The sequence below is a fragment of the Streptomyces sp. NPDC101219 genome (assembly GCF_044767675.1).
Lineage (GTDB): Bacteria > Actinomycetota > Actinomycetes > Streptomycetales > Streptomycetaceae > Streptomyces.
In genome coordinates, this window is sequence record NZ_JBIWOK010000010.1 from 41,162 (window position 1) to 56,395 (window position 15,234).

At 71.4% G+C, this 15,234-nt stretch carries 12 protein-coding genes; 7 read left to right on the forward strand and 5 right to left on the reverse strand.

Going from position 1 to position 15,234, the window contains the following annotated elements; all coding sequences use genetic code 11:
• Positions 1-74: 74 nt before the first annotated feature.
• From lspA to ACIRPP_RS20700, 5 genes are all read left to right on the forward strand, one after another.
• A complete protein-coding gene (gene lspA, locus ACIRPP_RS20680) occupies positions 75-677 on the forward strand; it encodes a signal peptidase II (RefSeq protein ID WP_403644737.1) in 603 nt (200 codons plus the stop codon).
• 44 nt (positions 678-721) lie between these two features.
• The gene (locus tag ACIRPP_RS20685) at positions 722-1,666 is read left to right on the forward strand and encodes an RluA family pseudouridine synthase (RefSeq protein WP_403644739.1); all 945 of its coding nucleotides are present in this window, start codon (positions 722-724) and stop codon (positions 1,664-1,666) included.
• Positions 1,663-2,133, forward strand: coding sequence for a GNAT family N-acetyltransferase (locus ACIRPP_RS20690; protein ID WP_403644742.1), 471 nt, complete (start codon positions 1,663-1,665; stop codon positions 2,131-2,133). The genes ACIRPP_RS20685 and ACIRPP_RS20690 overlap by 4 nt, the downstream gene beginning before the upstream one ends.
• 109 nt (positions 2,134-2,242) lie before the next feature.
• Positions 2,243-3,829 (forward strand): Na+/H+ antiporter, encoded by a 1,587-nt coding sequence (locus ACIRPP_RS20695; protein ID WP_403645308.1) that lies wholly within the window; start codon positions 2,243-2,245, stop codon positions 3,827-3,829.
• A 70-nt stretch (positions 3,830-3,899) separates the two neighbouring features.
• Complete coding sequence (locus tag ACIRPP_RS20700; RefSeq protein ID WP_403644745.1) at positions 3,900-4,643, forward strand: SDR family NAD(P)-dependent oxidoreductase; 744 nt, start codon at positions 3,900-3,902, stop codon at positions 4,641-4,643.
• Between the two features lie 9 nt (positions 4,644-4,652).
• On the opposite strand, the gene ACIRPP_RS20705 is transcribed toward ACIRPP_RS20700, so the two are convergent.
• On the reverse strand, positions 4,653-5,768 hold the full coding sequence (locus ACIRPP_RS20705; protein WP_403644748.1) for a mechanosensitive ion channel family protein: 1,116 nt from the start codon (positions 5,766-5,768) through the stop codon (positions 4,653-4,655).
• Positions 5,769-5,873: 105 nt separating this feature from the next.
• Between ACIRPP_RS20705 and ACIRPP_RS20710 the strand changes: the two genes are divergently transcribed.
• Positions 5,874-6,449: a dienelactone hydrolase family protein gene (locus ACIRPP_RS20710; RefSeq protein WP_164337964.1), complete on the forward strand. Its 576-nt coding sequence runs from the start codon at positions 5,874-5,876 to the stop codon at positions 6,447-6,449.
• Between the two features lie 29 nt (positions 6,450-6,478).
• Here the strand turns inward: ACIRPP_RS20710 and ACIRPP_RS20715 are convergent, their stop codons facing one another.
• From ACIRPP_RS20715 to ACIRPP_RS20730, 4 genes are all read right to left on the reverse strand, one after another.
• Positions 6,479-8,164 (reverse strand): alkaline phosphatase D family protein, encoded by a 1,686-nt coding sequence (locus tag ACIRPP_RS20715; protein WP_403644751.1) that lies wholly within the window; start codon positions 8,162-8,164, stop codon positions 6,479-6,481.
• 132 nt (positions 8,165-8,296) lie between these two features.
• Positions 8,297-9,145, reverse strand: coding sequence for a thioredoxin domain-containing protein (locus ACIRPP_RS20720; RefSeq protein WP_403644754.1), 849 nt, complete (start codon positions 9,143-9,145; stop codon positions 8,297-8,299).
• Between the two features lie 84 nt (positions 9,146-9,229).
• Positions 9,230-9,940 carry a hypothetical protein gene (locus ACIRPP_RS20725; RefSeq protein ID WP_403644757.1) on the reverse strand — a complete coding sequence of 237 codons (711 nt, stop codon included), beginning with the start codon at positions 9,938-9,940 and terminating at the stop codon, positions 9,230-9,232.
• Between the two features lie 66 nt (positions 9,941-10,006).
• Entirely contained in the window at positions 10,007-11,332 is a 1,326-nt protein-coding gene (locus tag ACIRPP_RS20730) for a DUF2252 domain-containing protein (protein WP_403644760.1), read from the reverse strand.
• A gap of 208 nt (positions 11,333-11,540) precedes the next feature.
• On the opposite strand from ACIRPP_RS20730, the gene dnaE reads away from it, so the two are divergent.
• The gene (dnaE, locus tag ACIRPP_RS20735) at positions 11,541-15,080 is read left to right on the forward strand and encodes a DNA polymerase III subunit alpha (RefSeq protein WP_403644763.1); all 3,540 of its coding nucleotides are present in this window, start codon (positions 11,541-11,543) and stop codon (positions 15,078-15,080) included.
• Positions 15,081-15,234: the final 154 nt, after the last annotated feature.

Below are 15,234 nucleotides of genomic sequence, written 5' to 3' on the forward strand. Positions count from 1 at the left end.
CTCCTGGGCACGTGGGGCGCGCACGGCGTGTCGTACCCTCGTCCTCAGTCAGGTACCTAGGTTGAGGGACTCACGTGGCAGAGGCGGAGCGCATCATCGGTACGCCGGAATCCCCGGACGCCGGCCGGGACGGGCAGGAGCGGGCCGATGCCCAGGACGCCGGGATGCGGGAGGAGACCGGGCGTCCCCGCGGCAGGCGGCGGGTGCTGGTGCTGTTCGCCGTCGCCGCGTTCGCCTACGCCCTCGATCTGATCAGCAAGATGATCGTGGTCGCGAAGCTGGAGCACCACGAGCCGATCGAGGTGATCGGGGACTGGCTGCGGTTCGAGGCGATCCGCAACGCGGGCGCCGCCTTCGGCTTCGGCGAGGCGTTCACCGTGATCTTCACGGTGATCGCGGCCGCGGTGATCGTGGTGATCATCCGGCTGGCCCGGAAGCTGTACAGCCTGCCCTGGGCGATCGCGCTCGGCCTGCTGCTCGGCGGTGCCCTCGGCAACCTCACGGACCGGATCTTCCGGTCCCCGGGGGTCTTCGAGGGCGCCGTGGTCGACTTCATCGCGCCGAAGCACTTCGCCGTGTTCAACCTGGCCGACTCGGCGATCGTGTGCGGCGGCATCCTGATCGTGCTGCTGTCCTTCCGGGGCCTCGATCCGGACGGCACCGTCCACAAGGACTGAACGCGCGTACGGCGCCCTCCCGGCGGTCCGGCATACTCGACGGGGTGAGCACGCTTCCCGAGATCCGTACCCTGCCCGTGCCCGACGGCCTGGAGGGCGAGCGCGTCGACGCCGCCATCTCCCGCATGTTCGGCTTCTCCCGGACCAAGGCGGCCGAACTCGCCGCCGCGGGGAAGGTCACGGTCGACGGGTCGGTGGTCGGCAAGTCGGAGCGGGTCAGCGGCGGCGCCTGGCTCGAGGTGGAGATGCCGCAGGCGCCCGCGCCGGTGCGGGTCGTCGCCGAGCCGGTCGAGGGCATGCGGATCGTGCACGACGACGACGAAGTCGTGGTGATCGCCAAGCCCGTCGGCGTCGCCGCGCACCCCTCACCGGGCTGGAGCGGCCCCACCGTGATCGGAGGCCTCGCCGCCGCCGGGTACCGCATCTCGACCTCCGGCGCCGCCGAGCGCCAGGGCATCGTGCACCGCCTCGACGTCGGCACGTCCGGGCTGATGGTCGTCGCGAAGTCCGAGTACGCGTACACCTCGCTGAAGCGCCAGTTCAAGGAGCGCACGGTCGACAAGCGCTACCACACACTCGTCCAGGGCCACCCCGACCCGACCAGCGGCACCATCGACGCGCCCATCGGCCGGCACCCCCACCACGACTACAAGTGGGCGGTCATCGCCGAGGGCAAGGCGTCCGTCACGCACTACGACCTGATCGAGGCGTTCCGGGCCGCCTCCCTGCTCGACGTGAAGCTGGAGACGGGGCGCACCCATCAGATCCGCGTCCACATGGCGGCGCACCGTCACCCCTGCGTCGGTGACCTGACGTACGGCGCCGACCCCACGCTCGCCAAGCGGCTCGGCCTCACCCGCCAGTGGCTGCACGCCGTGCGGCTCGGCTTCGAGCACCCCGGCGACGGGCAGTGGGTGGAGTACGCCAGCGACTACCCGGACGACCTCCAGCAGGCGCTGGACCGGGTCCGGGAGGAGACCTACGCATGACCGTCCCCGCCCCCGTGGTCCGCGAGGCGGTGGACGCCGCCGACCGGGAGGCGTGCTTCGCCGTGCGCAAGGACGTCTTCGTCGCCGAACAGGGCGTGCCCGAGGACATCGAGTACGACGCGTACGACGCCGGTGCCGTGCACGTGCTGGCCGTCGGCGACGACGGGCGCCCGCTCGGCACCGGCCGGCTGCTGCACGGTGCCGCCGCTGCCGGGAAGACCGGCGGCGACCCGGCCGTCGGCTCCCTCGGCCGGCTGGCGGTGCTCCGGGAAGCCCGCGGCCGGGGGGTGGGGGCCGCCCTGGTGCGGGCCCTGGAGGACGCGGCGCGCGCCCGCGGCCTCACCGCCGTCGACCTGCACGCACAGACGCACGCCCTGCGTTTCTACGAGCGGCTGGGGTACGAGGCGTACGGACCGGAGTTCCCCGACGCGGGAATGCCGCACCGGGCCATGCGGCGCGCCCTGTAGCGGGGCCGGCGCAGCTCCGGCCGGGGGCGGTGGCGTGGCAGGCTGGTGACCTGCTCGCGCGCGTGTGCCGGACAGCCCCCGACCGTCGATTCGTCCCGGAGCAGTGACCGTGGATCAGCTGGCCCTGTTGTTCGCCCTGTTGCTCGCGGCCGTGGTCAGCGTGCCGGTCGCGGACCGGCTGGGGCTTCCGTCGCCGGTGCTGATGACGGTCTTCGGGATCGCCCTGGCCCTGCTGCCGTTCGTGCCGAACGTCGACGTGCCGCCCGACCTGATTCTTCCGCTGCTGCTGCCGCCCCTGCTGTACGCGGCGGTGCGCCGCACCTCCTGGCGCCAGTTCGCGGCCAACGTCCGGCCGATCCTGCTGCTCGCGGTGGCGCTCGTCTTCGTCACCACCTTCTGTGTGGCCGCCGTCGCGCACATGATCGTGCCGGGGCTGCCGATCGCCGCCGCGGTCGCCCTCGGCGCGCTGATCGCGCCGCCCGACCCGATCGCGGCGACGGCCGTCGCCGGCAAGCTGGGCCTGCCCCGCCGCCTGGTGTCGATCCTGGAGGGCGAGGGCCTGTTCAACGACGTGACGGCCATCGTGCTGTACCACGTGGCGATCGCCGCCGCCGTCACCGGCTCCTTCTCCGTCTGGGAGGCCGGACTCGACCTGGTGCTGTCGGCCGTGGTGGCGGTGGCGGTCGGGCTGGCCCTCGGCTGGTCCGCCAACCGGCTGATGGACCTGCTGGGCGACGCCACCCTGCAGATCGCGCTGAGCCTGCTGGTGCCCTTCGCCGCGTACGTCCTGGCCGAGGAACTGCACGGCTCCGGGGTGCTCGCGGTGCTCACCGCCGCGCTGTTCCTGGTGGAGTACGCCACCGACGCCGACGCCGTGATGACCCGGCTCGCCGGGCACGCCTTCTGGGACATCGTCGACACCCTCGTCACCGGCGTCGCCTTCGGTCTGGTCGGCCTCGAACTGCACAACGCCGTCAACAGCGCGGCGGGCCACTGGGGCGAACTGCTCGGCTGGGCGGGGGCGGTCGTGGCCGTGGTCGTCCTGGTCCGCCTTGCGTGGCTGCTGCCGGCCACCTGGCTGACGAAACGCCTGCACGCCGCCCGGGACACCGGCGAGGAGATCCCCCTCGGCTGGCGCGAGACCGTGGTGATGTGGTGGTCGGGGATGCGCGGAGTGGCCTCCGTCGCCCTGGCGCTCGCCGTACCGCTGGAGACGGACTCGGGGGAGCCCTTCCCCGGTCGCGGCGAGATCATCTTCATCGCGTTCGGCGTGATCATGACGACGCTGCTGCTCCAGGGGGTGACGCTGCCCTGGATGGTCAAGCGGCTGGGCGTCAAGGCGGACACCGCACGCGAGCAGGCCTACGAGCGCGACCTCGCGGCGCGGGCGGCGAAGGCGGCGAAGCTGCGGCTGCGGGAGCTGGAGCAGTCCGAGGAGCTGACGGAGGAGATGCTCGAGCAGATGCAGCGCACCGCCTTCGACATCGGGGTGCGGATCAGCCCGGACATGGCGGACGAGGAACGGCGCGAGGCGCACCGTCAGCGCGCCCGCCGGGCCAAGCGGGTCCGCCGCATCCAGCAGGACCTGCTCAGCGCGGCCCGGCACGAGGTGCTCGCGGCGCGCAGCGAGCCGGGAGCGAATCCGGAGGTCGTGGACCGGGTGCTGCGCCACCTGGACGTGCGCAGCCTGCGGTGAGCCGCCGGCCGCCCGGGTTCCGGGTGCGGCGCGCCGCCGTCCGGGCCCGTTCGGTTCGTAGGGTCGGGGCATGACACGAAACGTGGTGATCAGCGGGGGCGGTACGGGCATCGGGCTGGCGGCGGCGCGGACCTTCGCCGCGGACGGGGACCGGGTGCTGCTGCTCGGTCGGCGCGGCGACGTGCTGGAGCGGGCGGCGGTGCCGGGGGCGCTGACGTACGCCGCCGACCTGGCCGACCCGGCCGACGTGCGGGGTGTGGCGGGCTTCGTGGGCCGCGAGTTCGGCGCCGTGGACGTGCTGATCCACAGCGCCGGGGGGAACGGGCTCCTGGAACCCCCGGCCGGCGGGGACGACCCGCTGGACGCGGTCGCCCGCCACTGGACGGTCAACTTCCGCCTCAACGTGCTCACCGCGGTCCTGCTCACCGAGGCGTTGCGGGACCGGCTCGCCGAGCCCGGCGGGCGGGTGCTGTTCCTCAGCTCCATCGCCGCCTACCGGGGCTCCGGGCAGGTCGCCTACGCGGCGGCCAAGGCGGGGCTGCACCCGTACGCCCACGACCTGGCCCGGCGGCTCGGCCCGCACGGCATCACGGTGAACGTGGTCGCGCCCGGCTACGTCGAGGACACCGCCTTCTTCGGGGCCGACGGCGTCGACGAGGAGCACCGGGCCCGGCTGGCCGCCGAGACGTCCACCGGACGGGTCGGGACGCCCGGGGACGTGGCCGCGACCCTGCACTGGCTCGCCTCCCCGGGCGCCGCCCACATCACCTCGCAGATCATTCAGGTCAACGGGGGCGCCGAGCGCGGCCACTGAGCGAGCCCGTCACCGCTCCTTGGACAGGCGGGGCCGCCGGGCGGACGGCACCGCCGCCGTGGGGCGGTGGCCGTCGCCGGACCGGGGAAGCGGCGGCGCGCCCGCCGTGGTGACCCTCGGCAGCGCGTACGGGTGCTCGGCGGCCAGCCAGCGGATCATCCCCTCGCGGACCGTGACGCGCACCGTCCATATGTCGTCCGCGTCCTTCGCGGTGACCAGGGCCCGCACCTCCATGGTGGTGGGGGTGGTGTCGGTCACGGTCAGGTTGAAGGCGCGGCCGTCCCAGGCCGGGCACTCCCGCAGGATGTCGCGCAGCTTCTCGCGCATCGCGTCCAGCGGGGCCGAGTGGTCGAAGTGCCAGAAGACGGTGCCGGTCATCTGCGGTGTGCCGCGTGACCAGTTCTCGAACGGCTTCGAGGTGAAGTACGACACCGGCATGGTGATGCGGCGCTCGTCCCAGGTGCGCACGGTCAGGAAGGTCAGGGTGATCTCCTCGACCGTGCCCCACTCGCCGTCCACCACCACCGTGTCGCCGATGCGCACCATGTCGCCGAACGCGATCTGCAGCCCGGCGAACATGTTGCCCAGGGTGGACTGCGCGGCGACACCGGCGACGATGCCGAGGATGCCGGCCGAGGCCAGCAGCGAGGCGCCGGCGGCCCGCATCGCGGGGAAGGTCAGCAGCATCGCCGCCGCGGCGACGACCGCGACGACCGCGGACACCACCCGCCGGATCAGCGTGACCTGGGTGCGCACCCGGCGCACCCGCGCCGGGTCGCGGTGGTAGCGGGCGTTGGCGTAGCGGGTGTAGGTGGTCTCCACCACGGCCGCCGCGATCCGGATCACCAGATAGGCGGTGGACCCGATCAGCACCAGGGTCAGGAGCCGGCCGATGCTCTCCCGGTGGTCCGGGAACACCCGGGCCTCCACGTAGGAGGCTCTGAGCAGGGCGGCGCACAGCACCAGTTGCCAGGGCACGCGGGCACGGCGGAGCAGCCCCCACAACGGAGTGTCGTGGTGGCGTTCGTCGGCCTTGCGCAGCAGACGGTCGGTCGCCCAGCCGAGCAGCAGCGTCAGCAGGACCGAACCGCCGACCACGATCAGCGGGCGGAGCACGTCATCCATGTCTGCGAACCTAACCGGCCCGCGCCCGGCTGAACCTGTGACATGTGTCCGGTTCCGGGTACGGCCGGGCCGCGCCGCGGTCGCACCGGCTGGCACCATGGGCCCATGAACATCATGCTTTTCCACTCGACCTACGGCCTCAGGCCGGCGGTGCGGCAGGCCGCGGACCGGCTGCGGGCGGCGGGACACGAGGTGTGGACGCCCGACCTGTTCGAGGGCCGCACCTTCGAGTCGGTCGAGGAGGGCATGGCCCACAAGGAGGAGACGGGCAAGGACGAACTGCTGAAGCGGGCGGTCCTGGCCGCCGCGCCGTACTCCGAGCGCGGGCTGGTCTACGCGGGGTTCTCCTTCGGCGCCTCCGTGGCGCAGACGCTCGCGCTGGGCGACGAGCGGGCGCGGGGGCTGCTGCTCCTGCACGGCACCTCGGACATCGCCGCGAACGCCTCGGTGGACGAGCTGCCCGTGCAGCTGCACGTCGCCGAGCCCGACCCGTTCGAGACTGACGACTGGCTCAGCGCCTGGTACCTCCAGCTGGGCCGGGCCGGTGCCGACATCGAGGTGTACCGGTACGCCGGTGCCGGCCACCTCTACACCGACCCGGACCTGCCGGACTACGACGAGGAGGCCGCCGAGGCCACCTGGCGGGTGGCGCTCGGCTTCCTCGGCTCGCTCCAGGACTGAACCCGGCCGGGTACCCCGGCCGGGACCGGTCAGACCGGGGTGTGGACGCGTTCCACCTTCTGCGTGCCGGTCAGGGTCCGGTACGAGCGGGCCCACGCCGAGGTGGTGTTCCGGTCGGTGCGGTCGGCCAGCACGTAGTAGTCCATCTGCGCCCGCTGGGCGGTGATGTCCAGGACGCCGTAGCCGTGGCGGTCGGTGTCGACCCACCGGACGTGCCGGTTGGCGGCGCGGATCAGCGGGGAGGCGACGGCGGACACCGTGCCCTCGGACACCTTGACGATGTCGTCGAGGTTGTCGGAGGTGACCGAGGTCACCACGAACTCCGTGGCGGCGGACGGGGACGCCGGGTACGTGCCCGCGTTCACCGGCACGTCGTTGGCCCACGCCATGTGGATGTCGCCGGTGAGGAACACGGTGTTGCGGATGCCGTTCGTCCGCAGGTGGGAGAGCAGCTCGCGCCGGTCGTCCGTGTAGCCGTCCCACTGGTCGGTGTTGAGGGCGATGCCCTCCTGCGGCAGGCCCAGCAGCTTGGCGAGCGGCTTCAGCAGGCTCGCGGGCAGCGCCCCGACCGCGAACGGGGAGATCATGACCGAGGTGCCGACCAGCCGCCAGGTGGTGTCCGAGGCGCTCAGGCCCGCCTTCAGCCAGTCCAGCTGGGCCCGGCCGGTGAGGGTGCGGTCCGGGTCGTCGACCTCGCCCTTGCCGATGCCGGCCTGCTGGTCGCGGAACGAGCGCAGGTCCAGCAGCGACAGGTCGGCCAGCTTGCCGAAGCGCAGGCGCCGGTAGGTGGTGCCGGCGAGCGCGGGACGCACCGGCATCCACTCGAAGTAGGCCTGCTTGGCGGCGGCCTGACGCGCGGCCCAGGCACCCTCGGGTCCCTCGGTGTGGTTCTCGGCGCCGCCGGACCAGGTGTCGTTGGCGAACTCGTGGTCGTCCCAGATCGCCACGACCGGAGCCTTGGCGTGCAGCGCCTGGAGGTCGGGGTCGGTCTTGTAGTGGGCGTGCCGCACGCGGTAGTCGGCGAGGGTGACGATCTCGTGGGCGGGGGCCTGCGTGCGCACCGCCCGGCCGCGGCTGCCGTACTCGCCGGTGCCGTACTCGTAGATGTAGTCGCCCAGGTGCAGCCAGGCGTCGAGGTCGCCGCGGGCCGCGAGGTGGCGGTAGGCCGAGAAGTGGCCCGCCTCGTAGTTGGAGCAGGACACCACGCCGAAGCGCAGCCCGGTCACGGCGGCGTCGGCGGCCGGCGCGGTACGGGTGCGGGCGACGGGGGAGTCGGTGCCGCCGGCGGAGAAGCGGAACCAGTAGTCGGTGGCGGGCCGCAGGCCGCGGATGTCGGCCTTCACGGTGTGGTCGGACGCGGCGGTGGCGCGGGTGGATCCCCGCGCGACGACGTCGGTGAACGCGCTGTCGCGGGCGACGGTCCAGATGACCTCGGTGTCCGGCCCGACGCCGGAGCCGGGTATCGCCTCGGGCGTCGGCGTCACGCGCGTCCACAGCAGGACGCCGTCCGGCAGCGGGTCGCCGGAGGCCACGCCGTGCAGGAAGGCCGGTGCTGCGGTGGTGACGGCCCTGGCCGGCAGGGCCCCGGCGAGCGGCGCGGCGAGCACCGCGGTGGCGGCGGCCGCCTTCACCACCGTACGTCTGCGCGGGGACGGGAAGTTGGCGTCGGCGGTGGCCGGGACGCCGTTCTCGGATGATCTGTATCGACTGGTCACAGCCGATCAGGTTACTGACAGGTACACGCCGGAGTGGGCGAACTCGCCAAAGTTCGCCCACTCTTCGCCCACCGGCCCGCAGGAGGACCGCACCGCCTCCCGGGCGGCCCTCCGGGGAGGCGGCGGCCGGCGTCAGCCCTTGAGGGCCTTGTCGACGGCCGTGCGGAAGTCCTCGGGGCTCATCGGGGTGTTCTTGCCGTCGGCGCCCGTCAGCTTCTTGCCGTCCATGACCAGGCTCGGCGTGCCCTTCACGTCGTCCTTGTTGGTGTTGAACGCGTAGGACATCGCCAGGGCCCAGGCGTCGAACGTGCCGTTCTTGACCGCGTCCTGGAACTTCTTGTTGTTCTTCAGAGCCTCGGTCGAGTCGGCGATCTCGATGAGGTAGTCGTCGTCCTTGAACTTGTCCTGGGACTCCTCGGGGTGGAATTCCGCGGAGTACAGGGCCTCCTTGAACTCCAGGAAGGCCTCCGGGCTCACGTTCAGGGCCGCGCCCAGGGCGCTCATCGCGTTCTTGGAGCCCTCACCGTAGGAGCCGACCTCCATGCGGTCGCCCTTGCGGCCGTCGCCGTCCAGGAAGGTGCCGCCGATGAACTGGATCTTGTACTTGCCCGCCTCGTAGTCCTCCAGGAGGGTCGGGCCCACCGACTGCTCGAAGGTGGCGCAGATCGGGCAGCGCGGGTCCTCGTACAGCTTCAGGGTCTTCTTCGCGCTGTCCTTGCCGATGACGACGGTCGTGCCGTTCTTGCCCGTGGTGTTCGCCGGGGCGACGACCTTCGCCTCCGACGCCGCCTCCCACGCGCCCGGCTTGTTGGCCTGGACGATGGCGTACCCGACGCCGCCGGCTATCGCCAGGACGCCGACCACCGAGCAGGCGACGATGATCTGCCGCCTGACCTTCGCCCGCTTCGCCTCGCGCTCGCGCTCCGCGCGCAGGCGCTCCCGGGCCGCCGTCTTCGCCGCCTGGCTGTTCCGCTTGCTCATGCTGATGTTCTCCATGGGGGGTCGCACACGAGGCCCGTGTGCGGATGGGTAGGGGGACTGCTGGTGCCCGGTGGGCCGCCGTCCTCAGACGAGGACGAGGCCCGCGCTGGAGCACGGCGGTCCGCGCCGTCCCAGGGAGTGCACGAGGAGCAGGTGACGGCCGGTGGCGGTGCGCACCGCCGGACGGCCCGGGCGGCGGGCCTCGGGCGCGCGGCGCGCGGACACCGCCGCGACCGCCACCAGCAGCGGCCGGAAGGTGGTCGCCGCCACCGCGCGCAGCACCTGAGCCAGCGCCCGCTCGCCGCGCCGCAGCCAGGCCGCCGCGAACAGGCCGACCCCGATGTGCGCGCCGAGCAGCAGCCAGGCGGTGCCCGGGTCGGCGTGGGCCAGCAGGGCCGCCAGCCGGTCGCCGCCGTCGGCGGCCGTGCCGGTGACCCGGGCCAGCGGCGCGCCCACACTCGTGCCGTCGCCGCACAGCACGTCGAAGCCGACGGAGCGCAGCGGGCCCGCGACCGGGCCGCCCATCCGCCCGTAACAGACGTGCTGGCCCGTGGTGAAGACCGTGTCCGCCGCCAGTTCCAGCGGGATCAGCAGGGCGGCTATCCGGCCGAAGGACCGCTCCCGGCCGGCCAGCGCATAGGCCAGCACGAACACGGCGGCCGCGATCGCGGCCACCGTGTTCAACGGCAGCGGGGCCCCGGACAGCAGCACGTGCGACGCGGTGCTGAGGGTCACGGCGACGGCCGTGAACAGCGCCGCGCGAACGGCTCTGAGCGGGGTTCCGGAGAGGTCCATGGCGGTCACGAGTCTGTCATGCGTCCCCGTAAGGGGTTCCTAAAGGGTTCCTGTGCGTCCGGGCCGTTACAGCCCCGGAATCCTGCCGTTGCGGAACAGGTCCAGGAAGGTCTGGTGATCGGCCCGCGCGCGGGCGCCGTAGGAGTGCGCGAAGTCGACCAGCAGCGGCGCCAGTCCCTCCTCGTCGGCGGCGATCGCCGCGTCGATGGCGCGCTCGGTGGAGAACGGCACCAGGGACTCGCCGGAGGTGTCGTCGGCCGCCGCGTGCATGGCCGCCGTGGCCCGGCCGAGGTCGGCGACGACCTGGGCCATCTCCTCCGGGTCGTCGAGGTCGCTCCAGTCCAGGTCCACGGCGTACGGCGAGACCTCGGCGACCAGCTGCCCCGAGCCGTCCAGCTCGGTCCAGCCGAGCCACGGGTCGGCGTGCGCCTGGAGGGCGCGCTGGGAGATCACCGTGCGGTGGCCCTCGTGCTGGAAGTAGTCCCGGATCCCGGAGTCCGTGATGTGCCGGGAGACCGCCGGGGTCTGGGCCTGCTTGATGTAGATCACGACGTCGTTCTCCAGGGCGTCGCTGTGCCCCTCCAGCAGGATGTTGTAGGACGGCAGCCCGGCCGAGCCGATGCCGATGCCGCGCCGGCCCACGACGTCCTTCACGCGGTAGGAGTCCGGCCGGGCCAGCGAGGCGTCCGGCAGCGTCTCCAGATAGCCGTCGAAGGCGGCGAGCACCTTGTACCGGGTGGCCGCGTCCAGTTCGACCGCGCCGCCGCCCGGCGCGAAGCGGCGCTCGAAGTCACGGATCTCGGTCATCGAGTCCAGCAGCCCGAACCGGGTCAGCGACCGCGCGTCGCGCAGCGCGTCCAGCAGCGGGCCCTGGGCGGTGTCCAGGGTGAAGGGCGGCACCTCGTCGCTCTTGGCGCCGGTCGCCAGCGCGTGGATCCGCTCCCGGTAGGAGGCCGCGTAGATCTGCACCAGCTCGGTGATCTGCTCGTCGCTGAGCGCCTTCGCGTAGCCGATCAGCGCCATGGAGGCGGCGAAGCGCTTGAGGTCCCAGGTGAAGGGGCCGACGTACGCCTCGTCGAAGTCGTTGACGTTGAAGACCAGGCGGCCGTTGGAGTCCATGTACGTGCCGAAGTTCTCCGCGTGCAGGTCGCCGTGGATCCAGACGCGCGAGGTGCGGTCGTCGAGGTACGGGCCGCCGCGCTTCTCGCTGTCCAGGTCGTGGTAGAAGAGGCAGGCCGTCCCCCGGTAGAAGGCGAAGGCGGACGCCGCCATCTTGCGGAACTTCACGCGGAACGCGGCCGGGTCGGCGGCCAGGAGCTCGCCGAAGGCGGTGTCGAGGACGGCGAGGATCTCCTCGCCGCGGTGCTCGTCATTGAGCTGCGGGACCGACATCGCTGGGTGCCTCCAGGTACGGGACGTCGAGGGACGGCTGATCCGTCCCCTGCCTAACGTGTGAGGGGGCACCGGAGTGCCCGGGAACCCCCCGCCCGAAGGTACGCGGGGAAGGGGCCGGGGTGTCAGTGCCGAGGCATAGACTTCGACGCTGACCACCCCACCGTCCGCCTGTCCGTCACCGCACGTCCCCCCAGGAGGCCGCACCGTGTCGAAGCCGCCGTTCACGCACCTGCACGTCCACACCCAGTACTCGCTGCTGGACGGTGCCGCGCGGCTCAAGGACATGTTCGACGCCTGCAACGAGATGGGCATGACGCACATCGCCATGTCCGACCACGGCAACCTGCACGGCGCGTACGACTTCTTCCACTCCGCCGAGAAGGCCGGGGTCACCCCGATCATCGGGATCGAGGCGTACGTCGCCCCCGAGTCCCGGCGCAACAAGCGCAAGATCCAGTGGGGCCAGCCGCACCAGAAGCGCGACGACGTCTCCGGTTCCGGCGGTTACACCCACAAGACGATGTGGGCGGTCAACAGCACCGGTCTGCACAACCTCTTCCGGCTGTCCTCCGACGCGTACGCCGAGGGATGGCTGCAGAAGTGGCCCCGGATGGACAAGGAGACCATCGCACAGTGGTCCGAGGGGATCGTGGCCTCCACCGGCTGCCCCTCCGGCGAGGTGCAGACCCGGCTGCGCCTCGGCCACTTCGACGAGGCGCTCAAGGCGGCCGCCGACTACCAGGACATCTTCGGCAAGGACCGGTACTTCCTGGAGCTGATGGACCACGGCATCGACATCGAACACCGGGTCCGCGACGGCCTGCTGGAAATCGGCCGCAAGCTGGGCATCCCGCCGCTGGTCACCAACGACTCGCACTACACCTACGCCCACGAGGCGACCGCGCACGACGCGCTGCTGTGCATCCAGACCGGCAAGAACCTCTCCGACCCCGACCGCTTCCGGTTCGACGGCACCGGCTACTACCTGAAGTCGACCGAGGAGATGTACGCCATCGACTCCTCTGACGCCTGGCAGCAGGGCTGCGCCAACACCCGGCTGATCGCCGAGATGGTCGACACCACGGACATGTTCGTCAAGCGCGACCTGATGCCGAAGTTCGACATCCCGGAGGGCTACACCGAGGTCACCTGGTTCCGCGAGGAGACCCTGCGCGGCATGCACCGCCGCTTCCCCGACGGCATCCCGGACGACCGCATGAAGCAGGTCGAGTACGAGATGGACACCATCATCTCGATGGGCTTCCCGGGCTACTTCCTCGTGGTCGCCGACTTCATCATGTGGGCCAAGAAGCAGGGCATCGCGGTCGGCCCCGGCCGCGGCTCCGCGGCCGGCTCGATCGTCGCCTACGCCCTCGGCATCACCGACCTCGACCCGATCCCGCACGGCCTGATCTTCGAGCGGTTCCTCAACCCCGAGCGCATCTCCATGCCCGACGTCGACATCGACTTCGACGAGCGCCGGCGCGTCGAGGTGATCCGCTACGTGACGGAGAAGTACGGCGCCGACAAGGTCGCCATGATCGGCACCTACGGCACCATCAAGGCCAAGAACGCGATCAAGGACTCCGCGCGCGTGCTGGGCTACCCGTACGCGATGGGCGACCGCATCACCAAGGCCATGCCCGCCGACGTCCTGGGCAAGGGCATCCCGCTGTCCGGCATCACCGACCCCGACCACCCCCGCTACTCGGAGGCGGGCGAGGTCCGGGCGATGTACGAGAACGAGCCCGACGTGAAGAAGGTCATCGACACCGCCAAGGGCGTCGAGGGCCTGGTCCGGCAGATGGGTGTGCACGCCGCCGGCGTGATCATGTCCAGCGAGACCATCACCGACCACGTCCCCGTCTGGGTGCGGCACACCGACAACGTGACCATCACGCAGTGGGACTACCCGAGCTGCGAGTCGCTCGGCCTGCTCAAGATGGACTTCCTGGGCCTGCGCAACCTGACCATCATGGACGACGCCGTCAAGATGGTGAAGGCCAACAAGGGCATCGACATCGACCTGCTGTCACTGCCCCTGGACGACCCGACGACCTTCAGTCTCCTCCAGCGCGGCGACACCCTCGGCGTGTTCCAGTTCGACGGCGGGCCGATGCGCTCCCTGCTCCGGCTGATGAAGCCGGACAACTTCGAGGACATCTCCGCCGTCTCGGCCCTCTACCGGCCGGGCCCGATGGGCATGAACTCGCACACCAACTACGCCCTGCGCAAGAACGGCCAGCAGGAGATCACCCCGATCCACCCGGAGCTGGAGGCCCCGCTCAAGGAGGTCCTGGACGTCACCTACGGCCTGATCGTCTACCAGGAGCAGGTGCAGAAGGCCGCCCAGATCATCGCCGGTTACTCGCTCGGCGAGGCCGACATCCTCCGCCGCGTGATGGGCAAGAAGAAGCCCGAGGAACTGGCGAAGAACTTCACCATCTTCCAGGCCGGCGCCCGCAAGAACGGCTACAGCGACGAAGCCATCCAGGCGCTGTGGGACGTGCTGGTGCCCTTCGCCGGCTACGCGTTCAACAAGGCGCACTCCGCCGCGTACGGCCTGGTGTCGTACTGGACCGCCTACCTCAAGGCGAACCACCCCGCCGAGTACATGGCCGCGCTGCTCACCTCGGTGAAGGACGACAAGGACAAGTCGGCCGTCTACCTCAACGAGTGCCGCCGCATGGGCATCCGGGTCCTCCCGCCGAACGTCAACGAGTCGGAGTCCAACTTCGCCGCCCAGGGCGACGACGTGATCCTCTTCGGCCTCTCCGCGGTGCGCAACGTCGGCACCAACGTGGTGGAGTCGATCATCAAGTGCCGCAAGGCCAAGGGGAAGTACGCGTCCTTCCCGGACTACCTCGACAAGGTCGACGCGGTCGTCTGCAACAAGCGCACCACCGAGTCGCTGATCAAGGCGGGCGCCTTCGACTCCATGGGGCACACCCGCAAGGGCCTCACCGCCCAGTACGAGCCGATGATCGACAACGTGGTGGCGGTCAAGCGCAAGGAGGCCGAGGGACAGTTCGACCTGTTCGGCGGCATGGGCGAGGCGGAGACCAGCGAGCCCGGCTTCGGTCTCGACGTCACCTTCACCGACGACGAGTGGGACAAGACGTATCTGCTCGCCCAGGAGCGCGAGATGCTCGGTCTCTACGTCTCCGACCACCCGCTGTTCGGCCTGGAGCACGTGCTCTCCGACAAGGCGGACGCGGGCATCTCCCAGCTGACCGGCGGCGACTTCGGCGACGGCGCGGTGGTCACCATCGGCGGCATCATCTCCGGACTCCAGCGCAAGATGACCAAGCAGGGCAACGCCTGGGCGATCGCCACGGTGGAGGACCTGGCGGGGTCCATCGAGTGCATGTTCTTCCCCGCGACCTACCAGCTGGTGTCGACGCAACTGGTCGAGGACGCCGTGGTGTTCGTCAAGGGGCGGCTGGACAAGCGCGAGGACGTGCCGCGCCTGGTGGCGATGGAGCTGATGATCCCCGACCTGTCCAACGCGGGCACCAACGCGCCCGTCGTGCTCACCATCCCGGCGACGCGCGTGACCCCGCCGATGGTCAGCCGGCTCGGCGAGATCCTCTCCCACCACAAGGGCGACAGCGAGGTCCGGATCAAGCTCCAGGGGCCGACGAGGACGACGGTGCTGCGGCTGGACCGGCACCGCGTCAAGCCGGACCCGGCGCTGTTCGGCGACCTCAAGGTGCTGTTGGGCCCGTCCTGCCTGGCGGGCTGACCACACCGGGGCTCCGGGGCGGAGGTCGACGACAGGAGGGGCGCACCCCCCGGCGGGGGCGCCCCCCTCCCAGCCGCGGGGCGGGTCTCCACCACCCCGCCCGCAGGGCGCAGTTGTGGGGGGAAAGCGTATGGCCGCCCGCGCCCGAGCGGAC

Bases quoted from the DNA above. Each gene is read 5' to 3' on its own strand.
- ACIRPP_RS20700 (WP_403644745.1), top strand. From the start codon at position 3,900: ATGACACGAAACGTGGTGATCAGCGGGGGCGGTACGGGCATCGGGCTG.
- ACIRPP_RS20730 (WP_403644760.1), bottom strand. From the start codon at position 11,332: ATGTCGGTCCCGCAGCTCAATGACGAGCACCGCGGCGAGGAGATCCTC.
- ACIRPP_RS20705 (WP_403644748.1), bottom strand. From the start codon at position 5,768: ATGGATGACGTGCTCCGCCCGCTGATCGTGGTCGGCGGTTCGGTCCTG.
- ACIRPP_RS20720 (WP_403644754.1), bottom strand. From the start codon at position 9,145: ATGAGCAAGCGGAACAGCCAGGCGGCGAAGACGGCGGCCCGGGAGCGC.
- ACIRPP_RS20725 (WP_403644757.1), bottom strand. From the start codon at position 9,940: ATGGACCTCTCCGGAACCCCGCTCAGAGCCGTTCGCGCGGCGCTGTTC.
- ACIRPP_RS20690 (WP_403644742.1), top strand. From the start codon at position 1,663: ATGACCGTCCCCGCCCCCGTGGTCCGCGAGGCGGTGGACGCCGCCGAC.
- ACIRPP_RS20710 (WP_164337964.1), top strand. From the start codon at position 5,874: ATGAACATCATGCTTTTCCACTCGACCTACGGCCTCAGGCCGGCGGTG.